Origin of the sequence: Qipengyuania gelatinilytica, assembly GCF_019711315.1 — a bacterium.
GTDB lineage: Bacteria > Pseudomonadota > Alphaproteobacteria > Sphingomonadales > Sphingomonadaceae > Qipengyuania > Qipengyuania gelatinilytica.
Genome location: NZ_CP081294.1, coordinates 2722029 through 2738200, shown reverse-complemented (window position 1 = coordinate 2738200; position 16172 = coordinate 2722029). Strand labels below are relative to the sequence as shown.

Annotated in this window: 18 protein-coding genes; 10 read left to right on the top strand and 8 right to left on the bottom strand. The window is 57.4% G+C overall.

Translation table 11 applies throughout. The features are described 5' to 3' along the window. Positions 1-139: 139 nt before the first annotated feature. From K3136_RS13575 to rfbA, 5 genes are read right to left on the bottom strand one after another with little or no spacing between them, the layout of a single operon-like run. A complete protein-coding gene (locus K3136_RS13575) occupies positions 140-1099 on the bottom strand; it encodes a sulfotransferase (protein WP_221430820.1) in 960 nt (319 codons plus the stop codon). Then, positions 1071-2117 carry a dTDP-glucose 4,6-dehydratase gene (rfbB, locus tag K3136_RS13570; protein WP_221430819.1) on the bottom strand — a complete coding sequence of 349 codons (1047 nt, stop codon included), beginning with the start codon at positions 2115-2117 and terminating at the stop codon, positions 1071-1073. The genes K3136_RS13575 and rfbB overlap by 29 nt, the downstream gene beginning before the upstream one ends. Next, complete coding sequence (gene rfbD, locus K3136_RS13565; RefSeq protein ID WP_221430818.1) at positions 2117-2962, bottom strand: dTDP-4-dehydrorhamnose reductase; 846 nt, start codon at positions 2960-2962, stop codon at positions 2117-2119. The genes rfbB and rfbD overlap by 1 nt, the downstream gene beginning before the upstream one ends. After that, the gene (rfbC, locus tag K3136_RS13560) at positions 2959-3504 is read right to left on the bottom strand and encodes a dTDP-4-dehydrorhamnose 3,5-epimerase (RefSeq protein ID WP_221430817.1); all 546 of its coding nucleotides are present in this window, start codon (positions 3502-3504) and stop codon (positions 2959-2961) included. Before rfbC ends, rfbD begins: the two co-directional genes overlap by 4 nt. Further along, positions 3501-4379: a glucose-1-phosphate thymidylyltransferase RfbA gene (gene rfbA, locus K3136_RS13555; RefSeq protein ID WP_247711491.1), complete on the bottom strand. Its 879-nt coding sequence runs from the start codon at positions 4377-4379 to the stop codon at positions 3501-3503. Before rfbA ends, rfbC begins: the two co-directional genes overlap by 4 nt. 332 nt (positions 4380-4711) lie before the next feature. Between rfbA and K3136_RS14105 the strand changes: the two genes are divergently transcribed. From K3136_RS14105 to K3136_RS13540, 3 genes are all read left to right on the top strand, one after another. Next, positions 4712-5203 (top strand): PEPxxWA-CTERM sorting domain-containing protein, encoded by a 492-nt coding sequence (locus tag K3136_RS14105; protein WP_247711374.1) that lies wholly within the window; start codon positions 4712-4714, stop codon positions 5201-5203. Beyond that, a complete protein-coding gene (locus K3136_RS13545; protein ID WP_221430815.1) occupies positions 5196-5837 on the top strand; it encodes a L,D-transpeptidase family protein in 642 nt (213 codons plus the stop codon). Before K3136_RS14105 ends, K3136_RS13545 begins: the two co-directional genes overlap by 8 nt. Positions 5838-5913: 76 nt before the next feature. Further along, positions 5914-6456: a CAP family protein gene (locus K3136_RS13540; RefSeq protein ID WP_221430814.1), complete on the top strand. Its 543-nt coding sequence runs from the start codon at positions 5914-5916 to the stop codon at positions 6454-6456. 93 nt (positions 6457-6549) lie between these two features. On the opposite strand, the gene K3136_RS13535 is transcribed toward K3136_RS13540, so the two are convergent. Continuing rightward, the gene (locus K3136_RS13535) at positions 6550-7143 is read right to left on the bottom strand and encodes a PEPxxWA-CTERM sorting domain-containing protein (protein WP_221430813.1); all 594 of its coding nucleotides are present in this window, start codon (positions 7141-7143) and stop codon (positions 6550-6552) included. Between the two features lie 261 nt (positions 7144-7404). On the opposite strand from K3136_RS13535, the gene K3136_RS13530 reads away from it, so the two are divergent. The 7 genes from K3136_RS13530 (at position 7405) to K3136_RS13500 (ending at position 12266) form a co-directional block, all read left to right on the top strand. After that, a complete protein-coding gene (locus K3136_RS13530; protein WP_221430812.1) occupies positions 7405-7851 on the top strand; it encodes an acyltransferase in 447 nt (148 codons plus the stop codon). A gap of 102 nt (positions 7852-7953) precedes the next feature. Beyond that, positions 7954-8130: a hypothetical protein gene (locus tag K3136_RS13525; RefSeq protein WP_221430811.1), complete on the top strand. Its 177-nt coding sequence runs from the start codon at positions 7954-7956 to the stop codon at positions 8128-8130. 147 nt (positions 8131-8277) lie between these two features. Continuing rightward, positions 8278-8517, top strand: a complete 240-nt coding sequence (locus K3136_RS13520) for an XrtV sorting system accessory protein (protein ID WP_221430810.1) — start codon at positions 8278-8280, stop codon at positions 8515-8517. A gap of 130 nt (positions 8518-8647) precedes the next feature. Next, entirely contained in the window at positions 8648-10003 is a 1356-nt protein-coding gene (locus K3136_RS13515; RefSeq protein WP_221430809.1) for an AAA family ATPase, read from the top strand. Positions 10004-10206: 203 nt separating this feature from the next. Further along, positions 10207-10704 carry a CatB-related O-acetyltransferase gene (locus K3136_RS13510; RefSeq protein ID WP_221430808.1) on the top strand — a complete coding sequence of 166 codons (498 nt, stop codon included), beginning with the start codon at positions 10207-10209 and terminating at the stop codon, positions 10702-10704. Further along, entirely contained in the window at positions 10701-11576 is an 876-nt protein-coding gene (locus K3136_RS13505) for a glycosyltransferase family 2 protein (protein WP_247711373.1), read from the top strand. Before K3136_RS13510 ends, K3136_RS13505 begins: the two co-directional genes overlap by 4 nt. Before the next feature lie 165 nt (positions 11577-11741). Then, positions 11742-12266 carry an FxDxF family PEP-CTERM protein gene (locus tag K3136_RS13500; RefSeq protein WP_221430807.1) on the top strand — a complete coding sequence of 175 codons (525 nt, stop codon included), beginning with the start codon at positions 11742-11744 and terminating at the stop codon, positions 12264-12266. A 366-nt stretch (positions 12267-12632) separates the two neighbouring features. Here the strand turns inward: K3136_RS13500 and K3136_RS13495 are convergent, their stop codons facing one another. Next, positions 12633-14435 carry a calcium-binding protein gene (locus K3136_RS13495; RefSeq protein ID WP_221430806.1) on the bottom strand — a complete coding sequence of 601 codons (1803 nt, stop codon included), beginning with the start codon at positions 14433-14435 and terminating at the stop codon, positions 12633-12635. A 999-nt stretch (positions 14436-15434) separates the two neighbouring features. After that, positions 15435-16172, bottom strand: a complete 738-nt coding sequence (locus K3136_RS13490) for a sulfite exporter TauE/SafE family protein (protein WP_221430805.1) — start codon at positions 16170-16172, stop codon at positions 15435-15437.

Genomic DNA, 16172 nt, shown 5'->3' with positions numbered 1-16172 from the left:
TTTTGAAAAAAACCTTTAACTGAAATTTAGGCAAGGTTGCCAGAGCGATCCCGGACGATGTTCGTAGGCCAGTTAAAAAACCGACGACATCGTCACATCCGCATGGCTAGCGCACTGCCGTTTTGCAGTTCAAGGGCCGTCAACTCGATACGTCGTAGCCCAAGGGCGTCAGGTCGATTGGACAGTATTTCTGGAGATTGCGGTTCGAGTTCGCAAAGCGGTTCGAGCATTTCTCACGGACAATTTGGCCGAGATTTCCCGATTTCGAATCGCTCCGCCCTTCCAGGCGATAGGAGAGCGACCTGAGCCCTCTCCCCAAGCTTGGGAGCGCGATTGCGGGACGGGGTTGAAACGGTGTGCTGTCGAACAAATTCGCCGCCCTCAACAAGGCAAGCCCGGCTTCGGGCGGGCTTTTGCCGCGACTTCCCTCGTACCCTCCTTCGGGTGGTGAGCCCGCGACGCCCGCGAATTCGAATAACAGTGAGAGGAACTTGCCCTGGTCCTGGCGCAGCAGTTCTTGCGGCAGCACGAGAATGTTTTCCCGTCCGAAAAGCGATGCATACTCATCGACAAGCCGGTCGAAAGAGAGCACCCCTATATCGAACCTGTCGTATCCCGGCTCGGCATTGAAATCGAAGAATTGCGACGGCTTTAACCGCCCTCCCCTCTTCGCATACTGGAGGTACGCCGACTTCATCAACGCCGGCTGGTTACGGACCGTGAAGAGTATCTTCGCGCTCGGAAAAACAGAATGGAGGCGCCGCGCAAGCGTCCGCGAGTCCCTCGCCCCGGTAAGGATGTTTCCCGAAAGCGTCTCGGAACTGAGTACAGGCACCAATGAATTCGGGACCGGATCCATCCGCCTCGCAATCTCTTCGCGTGGCAATGCTTCGTCGAACTCGAGATCATGCGGGCGCAAGAGCAGGCGATCCACGTCACCATGATCCAACAACGAGCGAAAATAGCGCTCATCGGAAAACACGCATTCCTGCAGGAATGTTGTACCGGTCTTGTGGAAACCCGGATGGATCAGGATTTCGCGCGAAGGCTCGGGAGAAGTCATCGATCGATTATGCCAGCTTTCGCCACCAGTCTTCATTCGACAGGTACCACGAGAGAGTCTGCTCGAGACCAGTGTCGAAATCGCGTAGGGGTTTGTAGCCGAGTTCTTCGCGGGCCTTGGTTTCATCTATGGCATAGCGGCGATCATGCCCTGCGCGATCCGTGACGTAGGTCTTGAGCGTTTCAGACGGAACGCCCCGGCTGGCGGGAGCATCCGGATATCTCTCGGCAAGCGCCGGGTTTTCCTCGAAGGCCGCGTCAACGGAACGGCAGATCCGATCGATGACGTCGACATTCGGCAGTTCCTCTCCGCCGCCGATGCAATAGGATTCGCCGATCGAACCTTTGCCCAGGACCGCCTCGATACCACGGCAATGATCTTCCACATGTAGCCAGTCGCGCACGTTCATACCGTCACCGTAGATCGGCAGCGGTTTGCCGGACAGGCAGTTCAGGAGGAACAGCGGGATGAGCTTTTCGGGAAACTGGTATGGGCCGTAGTTGTTCGAACAATTGCTCGTCGTAACCTCCAGCCCGTAGGTGTGGTGGTAAGCGCGGACGATGTGATCGGATGCCGCCTTGCTCGCCGCATAGGGTGAATTCGGGGAATAGGGCGTCGTTTCCGCAAAGGCGGGATCGTCCGGCTCGAGCGACCCAAAGACCTCGTCAGTCGAAACGTGGTGGAAACGATGCGGGCGCCCATCGCCTTCGAGGAAGACGCTCCGCGCCGCCTTCAGCAAGCTGTGCGTCCCGATTATGTTGGTCGAAAGGAATGCATCGGGCCCGGAAATCGACCGATCGACATGACTCTCAGCAGCGAAATGCACCAGCGTTGCGATGTCGTGCTTGCGCAGAAGCTCCTCAACGAGCGGGGTATCCCCGATGTCGCCTCTGACGAGTTCCACTCCCTCACGGCCTTCGACATTTTCAGCGACCCCGGCATAGGTGAGCGCATCGAGTACGATGATACGGTCTTCTGGGTGCTCCCTGCGCCAGTAGTGGACGAAGTTGGTGCCGATGAAGCCGGCGCCTCCGGTAACAAGCATATTCGACATCAGGAGGGCTCCAAAGCTGTCCTGAGAGCCGCACGCCAATGGCGGGCCGGTTCGCCAAGCAGTTCATAGGTAGTGAAACAGTCGAGAACGGAAAAGGCCGGACGACGAGCGGCTGTGGGGAATTCCTCGGTCTTTATCGGCCGTATGATCACGTCCTTCTTGAGCGTTCCGGAATCGGTGGCTTCCTCGAATATAGCGACGGCAAAATCGTACCAACTCGCTACGCCCGCATTGGTATAATGCAGAGTTCCTTTCGCATCGCATGCGATCAATCGCCACAAGGCGTCGGCGAGATCGTTCGCGAAGGTGGGGGTGCCGATCTGGTCGCAGACGACGCCAAGCTCTTCTCGATCCCGCATCAGCCCCAGCATGGTCGTCACGAAGTTGCGGTTCTTCCCATCATATACCCAAGCTGTGCGCACAAGGAGATCTTCCGGGCCCAACTGCAATTCGCCGGCACGCTTGGTACCCCCGTATACGTTTACCGGTTCAGTCGGGTCGCCGGGAGAATAAGGTCGCGAAGAGTGACCATTGAACACGAAATCGGTCGACAGATGAACGCATCTGGCTCCCGTTGCGTGAGCCGTCTCTACAATCTTGCCCACTGCCTCGCAGTTTATGGCGTGGGCGAGACCCGGGTCGCTCTCTGCGTCATCAACCTTGGTATAGGCGGTGCAGTTGACGACGACATCCGGACCGATCTCATGCATTGCCCGCGCCAATCGGTCGCGATCAGTGACATCGAGCGATCGGCGATCGAAGCCGGTAATCGATACTGAGGACGGAGACCGTCCGACCATGGCGCTTCCGACCTGGCCTCCGGCGCCGAGAACAAGGACCTTCATGCGAAAGTCTCGGCATTGGCCAATGGCCGACCGGCGCGATCCTTTTCCGACAGCACCGGTTCCATGTCACCGAGCGGCCACTCGATCCCGAGTTCCGGATCATCCCACAGGAGCGAGTGCTCGTTGGCAGGGTCGTAGAATGCGGTACATTTGTAGAGAAAATGGGTCGCGTCTTCGAGTGTGAGGAAACCATGCGCGAGGCCGGGCGGAACCCAGAGCATGCTGCGATTTTGCCCGCTCAACTCAAAGCCCGCGCTCTTGCCGAAGGTGGGCGAGGAGCGGCGCAAATCGACGACCACGTCGTAGACGGCACCATGTGTTACACGCACGAGCTTGCCCTGCGGATTCGGCTTTTGATAATGCAGTCCACGCAGCACTCCAGCCGACGACATGCTGTGATTGTCCTGCACGAATTCGAGATCTAGGCCGGCTGCCGCAAAACTGCGCTGGTTCCAGCTCTCCATGAAGAACCCACGATCGTCGCCGAAAACTCTCGGCTCAATCAGGAGGCAATCCGCAATCCCTGTTTCCTTGACGTTCAAACGCCTTCTCCGCGGACCAATCCTGCCAGGTATTCTCCATATCCGGACTTGAGGAGCGGCGCAGCGAGCTCTTCCAGCTGCTCGGAATCGATGAAGCCCATACGCCACGCAATTTCTTCCGGACAGCAGATCTTCAGTCCCTGCCGTTCTTCTGTGATGCGCACATACTCCGCAGCCTCAAGTAGGGAGGCGTGTGTCCCGGTATCGAGCCAAGCATATCCGCGCCCCATCAGCTCGACGTTCAGCTTGCCTGCGTCAAGATAAAGCCGATTCAGATCGGTAATCTCGAGTTCGCCGCGTGGTGACGGTGCGAGATCCTTCGCCAGCCTCACAGCATCGCCATCGTAGAAATAGAGGCCGGTAACCGCGTAGTTCGATTTGGGGCTCTTCGGCTTTTCCTCGATTGAGGTAGCATTTCCAGCGTCATCGAAGCTGACCACGCCATACCGTTCAGGATCCTTGACGTAGTAGCCGAAGACCGTAGCGCCGTCTGTCTGCGAATAGGCAGACTGCAGAAGCTGGCTCAGACCGTGGCCGTAATAGATGTTGTCCCCCAGAATGAGGGTCGAAGGTGCGTCTCCGACGAAATCTGCACCGATGTGGTAGGCCTGTGCCAGCCCCCGTGGCTCGGGTTGGATTGCGAAGGTCAGTTGAATGCCTAGTTCCGAACCATCGCCCAAAAGCTGCCGGAAGGCTTCCTGGTCCTGGGGGGTGGTGATGATCAGGATATCCCGGATCCCGGCCAGCATCAGGACCGAAAGCGGGTAATAGATCATCGGCTTGTCGTAGACAGGCATCATTTGCTTCGAGACCGCTTTCGTGAGCGGCCAAAGCCTCGTGCCCGAGCCCCCTGCCAGAATAATTCCTTTTCGCACTAATAACCCCTTGAAGAAAAACAGCAGTGTGGCTTTGGCTTCCGGTGACACGAATTGCAACCGCGCTTGGACCGTTCGAGCCCAATGACTGGCCATAATTTCCAACCCGTTCCAATTCGGAACAAGGCTGACTTCTACGGCGTTTCCGACACAGAAAGCCTTTTAATTTTCCAGAAGCATAAGATACAGTGCCAGTTGTAATGGTTATGCGACAGTTAACGAATCGTCTCACTGGGGGCAGGAAAGCGTGGGCAATGCTAGCGCTGTTCTGCGTCAGTGCGACTGGCGTTCTGGTTGCATACCCTGAAACCGCAGATGTGCCCCTTAGGCTGATGCAGCAAACGCAAGACGCGCTGGACGAATTCCTTGGAAGGTCGCCTGGCGAGCGTGGCGATGCGTCAATCATGAAGGGTAAGGGCAAAGGTAAGAGTGGCACTTTTGCCGATGCCGAAGTTGCGGCCGGCGCGCCTGAGCAGCAGGCACTTGGCAAAGTGTTCGAAGCTCCGAGCGAAGACCCGGAAAGCCTTCCTGGAACCGAACCGGTCGAAACCGTGGCCGCCGATCCCATCGCGCCAGTCGCGGCTCAGCCGGCGGTGCTGGCTCCCCTCGCCTTCACTCCGTTCGGCGGTGGTGGAGGCGGCCTCATTGGTGGTGGCGGCGGAGGCGGCGGAGGCGGCGGAGGCCCCGAACCTCCAACACCCAATCCTCCGGTCGGGCCGGTTCCAGAGCCCTCCACTTGGGCGATGTTCCTCCTTGGATTCATGTTCATAGGCCACGCGCTTCGTCGTCGCAGGAGCGTCCTGACCGGACTGGTCCGTGCTTAAGCTAACCCTCCCGCTCTGCTTTGCTGGCCTTGCCGGTAGTCTTGCCGTTGTTGCATTTGCTGCCTCGCCCGGAGATGATCCGGAGCCGATCGGTGACAAGCCCGGGCAGTCCGTAGCCGCCGAGCAGGCGAGCGAAAGCAAATCCGTTCGATTGCAGTTGTCTCCCGAGGCACTGGAACGCGCGCAGTCGCGTGATCTTCTTCCTGCCGGAGTGAAGTCGCTGCTTAGGGTACCGCGATCTCTAAAGCACGGCGAATACGTGTGGAATGACGACGGCATCCCGGAAGGCGAGATGAACATCCACGTGGATCTTCGTCGACAGATGATTTCGATTTTCCGCGACGGTCACGAAATTGGGACTGCGGTAATCGTCTATGGCGGTGATGGGTATGAGTCGCCCACCGGGACCTTTCCGATACGCTCAAAGCATCGTGACTATCACTCGCGCTCCTACGACGCGCCGATGCCCTACTCGATGTTCATTACCACAGACGGTGTGGCTCTCCACGGCAGTCCCATGTCGGAATTTCGTGCCACCCACGGGTGCATTGGCCTGCCGCTAGAATTCGCCCGCCGGATATTCGATGCGATGGAAAAGGGCGACACCGTTCGGATCGTTCGTTCGACCAACTGACCAGAACGCCCCCTGTAGAGCAAATCCGATTATCCAACGAACCAATCCTTAAGGGTTGGCGACTATTCCTCGGGCTATGCCTGAGAAATCCATCCGCTTTGCGACATCATCGAGGCTGGCCAAGTGTGGTCTGGCCTTGGCCGCATTTGCGAGCCTCACCGGCATGCAAGGCCGTCTGTCGGATTTCGATGACCGGCTGCTCGCCAGTCACAACCGGGAACGGGATCTGCACGGCGTCCCCGCACTTGTATGGGACAACAAGCTGGCGCGCGGCGCTGAGCAATGGGCCACGCATCTCGCGAGAACCGGAAAGTTCGAACATTCGCCCGACGATCCAGAACGCAAGCCCGAAGGCGAGAATATCTGGGGCGGCACGAAGGGGGCATTCGACCCGGAAGCCATGATCGGACTATGGGTCGCTGAAAAGAAGCACTTCCAGCCTGGCCGCTTCCCTTACAACAGCTTGACGCAAAACGTTGCCGACGTGAGCCACTTCACTCAGGTTGTCTGGCGGAAAACAGGAAAGGTGGGTTGCGGTCTGGCGGCAAACGAAAAGCGCGAGATTCTCGTCTGTCGTTATAGCCGTCCCGGGAATATTATCGGGCGTGACGTATTCTGACAGGTAGCGGCGCAGAAGGTCACCGCCTTTTCCAAGAAAAAAGGGCCGTGGTAAATCCCCGGCCCTTTTTCAATCTCACTTCTGCAAAAGCGCTCAGGCAGTAGCCAGTGCGCCCTTGGTCTTCCGGCTGCGCGAGCGCATCGCTGCACCGATCGCGGCAAAAGCCAGGATGAACAGCAGCCAGGTTGCAGGTTCTGGCACCGCCCCGGTGGTGTAAAGGACAGCATTCGAGAAGCCCTGGATATCGTTCAGAACGACGCCGTTTGCACCTTCCGTACCGAAGTCGAAAAGGTAAAACACGGTCACGTTGCCAGCCGAGCCGGCGACATTACCGAAGTGGGCACCAATCACGGTAAGGCCATAAAGCGTGGTTCCGAAATCCAGAACGTTGCCTCCGATAAGACCGGTAATCTTCGTCGGATCGACCGCACCCCAATTGCCATCGAAGGTGTAGGCCGCACCCAATGCATCCACGCCCGCAATCTGAGCGGCAATCTGGGTGCTGCTGCCGCCAAGCAGGTTGCCGCTATAGTAACCGGAACATGCCTGCGCTGTCGGATTGACGAGGGCGGGATCGCACGGTTCGACGACTTGGGCAGCGGAAGCGACTTGCGGAGCAGCAGAGAAGCCGACTGCTGCAAGCAAGGCCGAGAACGCAATCCCGAAACGCTTGAAATCTTTAAACATAATTACCCCCATTGGGAGGCTCGAGGTTCTCATGGGCTAAATGTCCTGAGCGCCCTAAGCATCAATTTGTCGTCAACGTTTGAGTGAACCGATTCGCGGTTTCAAACTACTTAACCGCTCAACGAGAAGATTGGAAGAGAATACACTACCCATCCACAAGTGTTCGATTCTGGCACAGAAGTGTGGTTCCTTGCCCTACCCGCCTAGAAGGGCCGGAAACAACGCGCTACGGAAGCGCCGATCGGAAAAGGGAAACGCAGGTTGATTGCAGACCGTCTAAAGGTGTTGCGGACTTCACTTCACAGGAGAATTGCCGGGGCGCGGCGCACCTATCTGCGATCGGTGTGGGGAATGAATATCGGCTCAGGCGCACGTATCTCCTTAAAGGCGAGGCTCGATTTCACGAACCCTAAAGGCGTGCACATCGGCGAAAATACTATCGTCACTCCATCAGTACAGATTTTCACACACGATTTTGTCCGGGCAAATCACGTCGATACCTTTATCGGCTCCAACTGCTTCATTGGCGCAGGCTCCATTATCCTCCCGGGTGTCCGGATTGGGGATCATTGCATCATCGCAGCCGGATCGGTCGTGACCAGCGACGTTCCCGATCGCTCGATTGCAGCTGGCAATCCTGCTCGCGTCATTAAGAGCGGGATCCGGACGGGTCACTACGGAATGCTCGTGGGCCCCACGGTCAGCTGAGACACACGCTTCAGACGTCACTTGGGCTAGGTAGTGACACTTGCCAATCGGCAAGGATTCGTTAACCTTTTCTCTGCATCCTTGGAGGGAAGGAGTTTTCTGATGAATCTGGCAAACCGTAGCCGCCAATCAGAGGTCGTCTCGCAGGAGACTGCTAACGAAAACGAGCGGGTTCCGAAGACATTTGTTGCGGGTGGTCAGGTGGGTTCGCTCCACGCGCGCTTGCAGCAGGAACTCGGCCTCGACTGGGACGATCCGGTTGCCTCGATGACAGAATAGGCCCCGCCTATCCCGCATCCAGATGCGCGACTGCGCATTTGATGTCCCGAAAAGGGTCATCACACATCGCTCCCCTGTATTCCTTGTTTGGTCTGAGTATTGCGCTAGACCGTCTTTTCAGGTCTGGAGTTGCAGGGGCAGAATACGATGGAAACGGTCTATGACTGGGTTACGGTCCTGATTTTCGCAGGATTAATAACCCTATTTCTCCAGCGCTCGGCGATGGATGAGCCGCCCGACACGATCTGGCAGTATCTTCCGGCTGCTGTGGGCTGTGCCGTGGCCAACTATCTCGGGAACGAAGGGTACGACCTGCTTGCGGTCGCCGCGATACTCGGGGTGCTTGCTTACACTTACGCGATCCTCAAACCATTCCGCCCCGCCTGACCTCGCCCGTTTCGGTTATGTAAAGTTAATGCGAAGCATGTCACTTTGGGACATCAGCATCGAAAGTGCACCATTTCCTAAGAGTTCAATGGTATATGCCCGCGCATAACTTACGTATTGGAAGGCAGCGATGAGCTATTCCGAAAAGCCCGGTTTTTGGTCGAGACTACTCGGCAGGGCGCAGTCCGACCGCATTGAAGAAGGCCATTCCGAGGTCGCAGAGACGTCGAATATCCGCGGTGCGGCCGCCTCCGCCCGCATACTGAGGCTGTCCGGGGAAGCTGACGACGATACGGGTAACGATCCCCTCCCGAGCTTCTCAGGCGGACGGAACAGGGCGAGCGGGACCCCCTTCGCAAAGGCCATCATGGGCCAGCTGCGCAATGCCTTCACACCATCGCACCCCGTCTCGAACGGAAAACGATTTGCCGGGCGGCGGGCTCTCCTCCAACGGATCATCCGTTTGCTCGAGGACCAGCATCTTCACCTGGTGCTTTACGGAGACAGGGGTATCGGCAAGACCTCGATCATGCGGGTCCTTGAGGAGCAGGCTTCTGGCGCAGGATATCACGCCAGCTACAACTCCTGTGGCTCCGACACGACATTCGACTCCCTGATCAGAAGCTTCGCGAGGGAAATCCCGCTGCTATTCCATTCAGGCTTCCAGCCTACGGATGTTGAAGTGGAGCGAGGTGACAGCTTCAACGCACTGTTCGGTGCCAGCCCGGTCACGGTGGCAGATGCCACTACGGCATTCGAACACGTGGAAGGCGCGAACTTCCTGCTCCTGGTAGATGAATTTGACCGTGTTTCGGATGAGGGTGTCCGCGAGCAGATGGCTGAATTGATCAAGAACCTCTCCGATCGCGGCACCCCGATACAGTTCGTGATTGCGGGCGTGGCATCCAACCTCACCGCACTGTTCTCGCATATCCCGTCGATCCGCAGGAACCTCATCGGATTGCCGGTCGGCAGGCTTTCGGAAGACGAGACCCAGCAATTGTTAGATCTCGGTTCGAAAACTGCTTCGCTCATCTTCGATGCTGATGCGAAGGACCTGATTGCTCAATGGTCGCACGGCCTCCCTTATCTGGCACAACTGCTGGCACTTCACTCCAGCTTTAATGCTGTTCGAGGTGGTCGGGCGAAAGTCGGCCTGGACGACGTTCACAGGGCCGGTCAGGAAGCCGAGGAAGAAATTGGCCTCAGGCTGTCAGATCAGGCGCGCGAAACGATCACCCACGAATGTGTGGAAGGGAATTTTGCGGCCCTTAGCGCTCTTGCCAAAGGGGCGCTTGATGGAGCTGAAACGCTGGAAACCGAACCGCTTGATCGTGTGACGCCACAAGTGCGGTCTGCGCTGCTCGTCGAGAAAAACGATCACGTGGTTTTCAAGGAAGAAGCCAGCATCTCCTACATTCTCTTGCTAGGACGGCTTTTAAAGCGTGGTGAAGCACAATTGATCGCCGCACCGGTAGGGCGATAGCAACTGCGGCCAGCAAATTGCGGGCACGGTCGTTAAGTCGCCTGTCAGGAGAATTCTGAATGTTTTCTAGGTTGCTGAACAAGGCTCGCGTTTGGGCCTGGCTTCGGAATCAGGCGACTAGCATTCCGCTCCGGGATCATTTCAGCCGACGTCACCGTGTCGACGTAGGCCTCTATTCCTATGGCTGCTTCGACGAGTGGCGCATGCCCGGACCGATCAAGGTCGGCAGATATTGCTCGATCGCAAAGACCGTTCGCTCGGTACCGATCAACCATCCCTATTCCGCGCTCACGACGCATCCGGCGCTCTATGAACGAAAATTCGGCGTGGTCGACCAGGATATCACGTGGGATGACGCCCTGATCATCGAAGACGATGTCTGGATCGGGCACTACGCGGTCATACTGCCAAACTGTAAGTTCATCGGCAGGGGATCTATTATTGGCGCGGGCGCGATCGTGACAAAGGATGTCGCTCCTTATTCCATCGTGGCCGGAAATCCCGCATCCAAAATCCGCGACCGCTTTTCGCAAGACTTGCAGGAAGCGATAGAGGCCTCCCGGTGGTGGGAACTCTCCACCGAAGCTCTGAGGGAGCTTATTGGGCGCAGCCCGGAAGCCGTATTCCAACCGACACCGGAAAATCTGCGAAAGATCCAACTGGCAAAGCCCAGGCGAGATCCGGAAGTTTCAGCACAGTGAAGCCCGAAGTCAGCATCATCGTTCCGCACTATGACGATCTCCAGAATCTGTCGGCATGCCTGGATGCGCTTGAACGACAGAGCCTGAATGACGGAAAGACGTTCGAAGTTATCGTGGCCGACAATTGTTCGCCGATAGCCGAGCACGAAATTCTCGAGGTCATCGCCGGTCGCGGACGGCTGGTCAGGGTCGAGGAGCGCGGCGCCGGTCCGGCCCGGAATGGCGGGGCGAAACTTGCGCAAGGAGAGGTGCTGGCTTTCACCGACAGCGACTGCATCCCCGATGCCGCTTGGTTGCAACAAGGGGTCGCCGCCCTAGCAAATTGCGATGTCGTAGGCGGAAGAATGGAAGTTCTGGTCGGCAGCGAGAAAAGCAAGAGCGGGGCCGAAGCGTTCGAGCAGGTCTTCGCCTTCGACAACGAGAAATACGTTCACAGTCATGGCTTTACGGTAACGGCGAACCTGTTCTGCCGCGCCGCGACATTCTGGGATGTTGGGGCGTTCCGAACCGGGGTTTCCGAGGATGTGGAGTGGTGCCGTCGCGCCACCTCAAAAGGCTATAAGCTCGCCTATTGCCAAGGTGCGCTCGTCGGCCATCCTGCCCGCAGGAACTGGGATGAGCTGGTGCGCAAGTGGCGCCGACTCGACGAGGAAAGCTTTGCTTTGCACCGCGACGAAGGGAAGTCCGGCCTGCGATGGCTTTTGCGAGCAGGAATGGTAGCATTCTCTATCTTTCCCCACGCCTTCAAACTGGCCATCGCGCCGGAATTGCGAGGGTTCGGCGAACGTGCAAGGGCGTTTGCGACCTTGGTCGCGATCCGACTTTGGCGCGCCATCCACTACGTGCGCTTGGCGATATTACCCAAAAGCTGATCCAATTTCGCACAGTATAAAAAAATCGCCTTAGATTCGGAACTTAGTCCTTGCGTCGTGGTTTCTGATTGGTTAACCACCTCAACGTTGACATAAATTTTTAGTTTATGGTGTGCGCCGGACGTCCCGGTTAAGTCGCTCCAATATTGAAGCGGGGATGAAAGCATGAAGAAACTTGCATTGGCCCTAGCCGGAGGCGCAGCGTTCGCTATTGCTGCGCCGGCTCAGGCCGCCACTGTTATCGATCTGGAAGGTGACGGTTCGGGTACACTGACCGGTGAGTTCACCGGCTCGGTCCGTACTGCGGGCGCGTTCAGCCAGATGTTTACCTTTTTCCTTCCGGAAAATGGCTTCACCGCATCGTCGATCACTACCATCGCCATCACCATGGCAGGTAACATCGACTTCACTTCGGTGACGCTCAACGGCCAGGAATTCACTCTTTCGCCGACCGGATTTGTTGAGAATGGATTCATCCAGCTCTTCACCCGCGCGGGCGAACAGACGCTGATCGTCAACGGCATTTCGGGTACGAATGCTGGTTTCAGCGGCGTCGTCACCTTCACGCCGGGCGTTCCTGAGCCTGGCATGTGGCTGCTCATGATCCTTGGTTTCGGTGCAGTCGGCGGCGCAATGCGCTACCGCCGTCGCCAGAACCACAAAGTTTCGACGAAGTTCAGCTTCGCCTGATCTTCTTGCGACACTATTTCGAAAGGGGAGGCCTCGGCCTCCCCTTTTTTTGTCTACTTTAGGTCGCGTGCTCGGCAGTCTCGTTGAGCAGATATGCTGACTGCAGGGTCCGCGCTACAAATCATTCATCGGCGCGTGCGACGACGGGTCCTGCAAACAGATCTGCCAAGGGCTATCATGAATGGTCCCACGGCAACCGTGGTAACAAACGGCTCATGCATTGCCCGAGGCAGGATGTGTCCTTCGACAGTGGATCAACAACAGTAGTCGATTGGTGCCGCGATGGAGGCAGCATCTCTTACGCACAAGAAAGGGTGCGAAGAGCTCATCTTCGCACCCTCTTTGATAAGCCGAACCAGTTGCCGATTAGAAGATGGCGAGTTCGCTACTCGCCAAATCCTGGACCGGAGCCCACAGGGACTTGTCTGACATCTGGGACTGGCCAGCCGAAATCTCGATGTCGGAGGCCGCGAGAACTGTACCTGCGCCAAGATTTGCGAAGAGCACCTGTTCCTCGGCACCATTGCCGTCTGGATCGTAGTAGAGATCACCGGTTGCCTGATCGTAGATCAGTCGGTCGTCGGCGTCGTCCGCTTCGGTCCCCAGCTGGAACTCATTTGCTTGAAGAACACCCGTATAACCCACCGAGAATATCCATTCTGCAAGAACAAGGCGATCGGCGCCGCTCACGAAGTCGGTAATGTCATCCACGCCGCCGCCCAGAGCATCTTCGAAGGCAAAGCTATCGAAACCTGACCCGCCAGTCAGCGTGTCCGATCCGTCGCCGCCATAAAGGGTGTCGTCGCCGGCACCCCCATTAATGATGTCCGTGTCACGAAGACCATAGATGACGTCGTTGCCGTCACCGCCTTCGAGTTCATCGTCCCCAAAGTTGCCGAAGATAAAATCGTCACCGGCACCGCCCGAGATGAAATCGTTTCCGCTCTCGCCCCAGAGGACATCGTCATCGTCTTGCCCGAAGATCTCGTCATCTCCGGCGCCGCCGAAAATATGGTCCTGGCCAGTGCCACCTTCTACGCGGTCGGCATCGTCCCCAGCGAACACGTCGTCATCGCCAGCACCTGCGAAAATCAGGTCCGATCCGGCGTCACCATTTATCGTGTCGTTCCCCAAATCTCCGGATATCTCGTCATCACCTTCACCACCGTAGATCAGGTCGTCACCCTCATTTCCATTGAGGGTGTCGTTCCCCTGTTCGCCATAGATGGTATCAGCATCGCTTCCGCCGCTGATGAGGTCGTCGCCCCAGCCACCAAAGACCGTATTCAGTCCGGCACCGGCATCGATGACGTCGGATTGTCCGTTACCATAGATGACATCGTTTCCATTCCCGCCAAGAATCGAGTCCACCCCTTGGCCGCCGGAAATGGTGTCATCACCTTCACCGCCATCGATGAAGTCATCATCGTCACCACCGTTGAGCGTGTCATCGCCCAGATGACCATAGAGCGCATCGCTCCCGGCGTCGCCGTTGAGCGTGTCGTTTCCGTTCTGGCCCTCTACGATGTCGTTCCCATTGCCACCCGACAGCGAGTCCCAACCGGCGCCGCCATAAATTGCGTCGTCCCCTTCGCCTCCGTCAGCGACATCACTTCCATCGCCGCCGATCAGACGGTCATTGCCCCAGCCGCCATACATACGATCTACATCGGCACCGCCATAAATGATGTCGGCTCCGCCTTCGCCATAAATGATATCGTTGCCCTGTTCGCCGCGTAGCTCGTCGTCTTCGCTGCCACCGTAGAGCTGGTCATTATCGGTTCCACCGCGCAGCTCGTCCATGCCCGCGCCGCCACGCAAGATATCGTTGCCGCCATTGCCGAAGAGCCGGTCATTGCCTTCGTTTCCCTCGACGGTATCGAAGCCATTGCCTCCATGAATCACGTCATCGCCATCGCCGCCGTAGAGACGATCGTAGTTGCCCTGACCGAAGATGGTATCATCTCCGGCTCCACCGAAGATCGTGTCGTCGTCGAGCCCGCCGTAGACCGTATCGTTACCATCAGCACCGTCGATGCTGTCTGCACCGGCGCGACCAGTGATGGTGTCGGCATCGGGAGTTCCAAGAATATCGTCTGGACCATCCGTTCCGTCGATATCCTGAAAGGACGGCTTCTCTGCTGCGGCGATGAGGCTTCTGAATTTCATTGGAAGGGACCCTTTGAATAACGTCCCCTCCAAATTGCATCAAAAGTAACCGGAGTCCAATGTTTTACCGTTCTGTCGTCCCTAAATGGGACGGTTGCTCCTGAATACTCGCCAAGGCGAAACTTCAAGTCTCGGCGAGAAACCCGATCTTATCCCAAGCCTCCTTCGAAAGACTGTACATCATGCCACTCCCCCAATCCGGCGAAGAAGGCTCAATGAGGTCCAAATGACCTTGAGCATGCAAACGCCTAAGGCTCCGGCACAAGGACGAAGCTGCACTTCGCGATTGCTCCATCTTCAATCCAGCCAATACGTCGCCAAGCCTGCAGGGATACGTGGACTCAATGCCGTGTGCTGACAGCATTTTTTGTTTTGTGAGGAATGCCATGATAAGGCGATCCCGAGGTGCGTCGCCCACCGGAAATCCATCCAAATCAAACTTCATGGAAATTCGCGCCCGTTCTTGCTGTTATCTTTTGCCACCCGACCCGCTCAACGATTAGCTCTAGGAAGTCTCTAGACCTGTTCCGCCGAAAATTTGTATGGCACCCCCAACATCGATGTCTTGCTGACAGAGCTGTACCATCTACGAGCTGAGCTTTTGACCGCACAAATTAGACTAGGGGGTATTGTCCTATCCGGATCCCACTGGAGCAGCAAGTAATATCAAGTCCCTTCAACACGAGCCCTTATGTCCCCGTTTGTTCACTACCAATATTATGGCACGGAACAGACGCATAGGAACGTCGTCGAGCTTGTTTGCGCGATTGGTCGTCTCTCGCAAATCCGCGTCATCCTGTCAGCATGTCTCAAGAGCCAATCACTTCCGAAAAGTGTCGCGTAACGGACCGTTAGAAATAGCGCAAAACGGATCGTGAAAGGTTAGACATCAGCCCAAGGACACGGCGGAAACTCGTGGCGCAATTTCGGGGGGTTAGACCAATTTTCCCGCAGAACTCCGTCATTGTGACGACCCAACTCGGGGAGCCATTTTCTTTCCTACATCGCAAGCAGCAGCCTCAGCCCCACCCATGCGGTGAGAGCGGCCGTACCCACGCGAATCCAGCGCTGCGGCATGAATTTGAGAGCCAGCAGGCTGCCGATCTGCCCCCCGATTGCGACGGCTATCAGAAGCGGCAATCCTGCGTCGATTGCGGCGAGCACGCGCCCCTCCCCGCCTTTCAGGATCTGGCCGGCAATGCCGAAGGCCGAGTTCACCAGAATGAAGAAGCTCGCCGTCGCCGCGATGGCGCGCGGATTGTCCCAGCGGGCAAGGTGCAGGATCGGGGCAAGGAAGATGCCGCCGCCGATGCCGACCAGTCCGGCCAGATACCCTAGCGGAGCGGCGAGGAACGGAATTGCGCGCGCCCAGCGAAGCGGCTCTCCTTCGTGCTTCGCTATCGGCAGCAGCATGGTGACCGCTGTCAGTGCAAGACTTGCGCCGAGCAGGTTCAGGAACGCTCCCTCGCCTATCGGTGTCAGCCCCCCGAGAAGCGCGGCAGGGGCGGCCAGCGCGGTCAACGTGACTGCCCCGCGCCAGGGGGTCACCTTGGCACGGGCGAAACGCAGCGAGCTTCCTGCAACCACAACGATGTTGCAGCTCAGCGCGATGAGCGGGAGGATGCGATAATCGATCCCTGCCAGCGCCAGGAGCGCATTATATGTGGAGCCTCCGCCGAAGCCCACGCTCGCGTAGAGCAGTGCCGTGATAAGGAAGGCGACTATGAGTAGCGGCAT

Bases quoted from the DNA above. Each gene is read 5' to 3' on its own strand.
- K3136_RS13520 (WP_221430810.1), top strand. From the start codon at position 8,278: ATGGAAACGGTCTATGACTGGGTTACGGTCCTGATTTTCGCAGGATTA.
- rfbD (WP_221430818.1), bottom strand. From the start codon at position 2,962: ATGAAGGTCCTTGTTCTCGGCGCCGGAGGCCAGGTCGGAAGCGCCATG.
- K3136_RS13500 (WP_221430807.1), top strand. From the start codon at position 11,742: ATGAAGAAACTTGCATTGGCCCTAGCCGGAGGCGCAGCGTTCGCTATT.
- K3136_RS13540 (WP_221430814.1), top strand. From the start codon at position 5,914: ATGCCTGAGAAATCCATCCGCTTTGCGACATCATCGAGGCTGGCCAAG.
- K3136_RS13510 (WP_221430808.1), top strand. From the start codon at position 10,207: ATGCCCGGACCGATCAAGGTCGGCAGATATTGCTCGATCGCAAAGACC.
- K3136_RS13535 (WP_221430813.1), bottom strand. From the start codon at position 7,143: ATGTTTAAAGATTTCAAGCGTTTCGGGATTGCGTTCTCGGCCTTGCTT.
- rfbB (WP_221430819.1), bottom strand. From the start codon at position 2,117: ATGTCGAATATGCTTGTTACCGGAGGCGCCGGCTTCATCGGCACCAAC.
- K3136_RS13490 (WP_221430805.1), bottom strand. From the start codon at position 16,172: ATGCCGCTACTCATAGTCGCCTTCCTTATCACGGCACTGCTCTACGCG.
- K3136_RS13515 (WP_221430809.1), top strand. From the start codon at position 8,648: ATGAGCTATTCCGAAAAGCCCGGTTTTTGGTCGAGACTACTCGGCAGG.
- K3136_RS13525 (WP_221430811.1), top strand. From the start codon at position 7,954: ATGAATCTGGCAAACCGTAGCCGCCAATCAGAGGTCGTCTCGCAGGAG.
- K3136_RS14105 (WP_247711374.1), top strand. From the start codon at position 4,712: ATGCAGCAAACGCAAGACGCGCTGGACGAATTCCTTGGAAGGTCGCCT.
- K3136_RS13575 (WP_221430820.1), bottom strand. From the start codon at position 1,099: ATGAAGACTGGTGGCGAAAGCTGGCATAATCGATCGATGACTTCTCCC.
- K3136_RS13495 (WP_221430806.1), bottom strand. From the start codon at position 14,435: ATGAAATTCAGAAGCCTCATCGCCGCAGCAGAGAAGCCGTCCTTTCAG.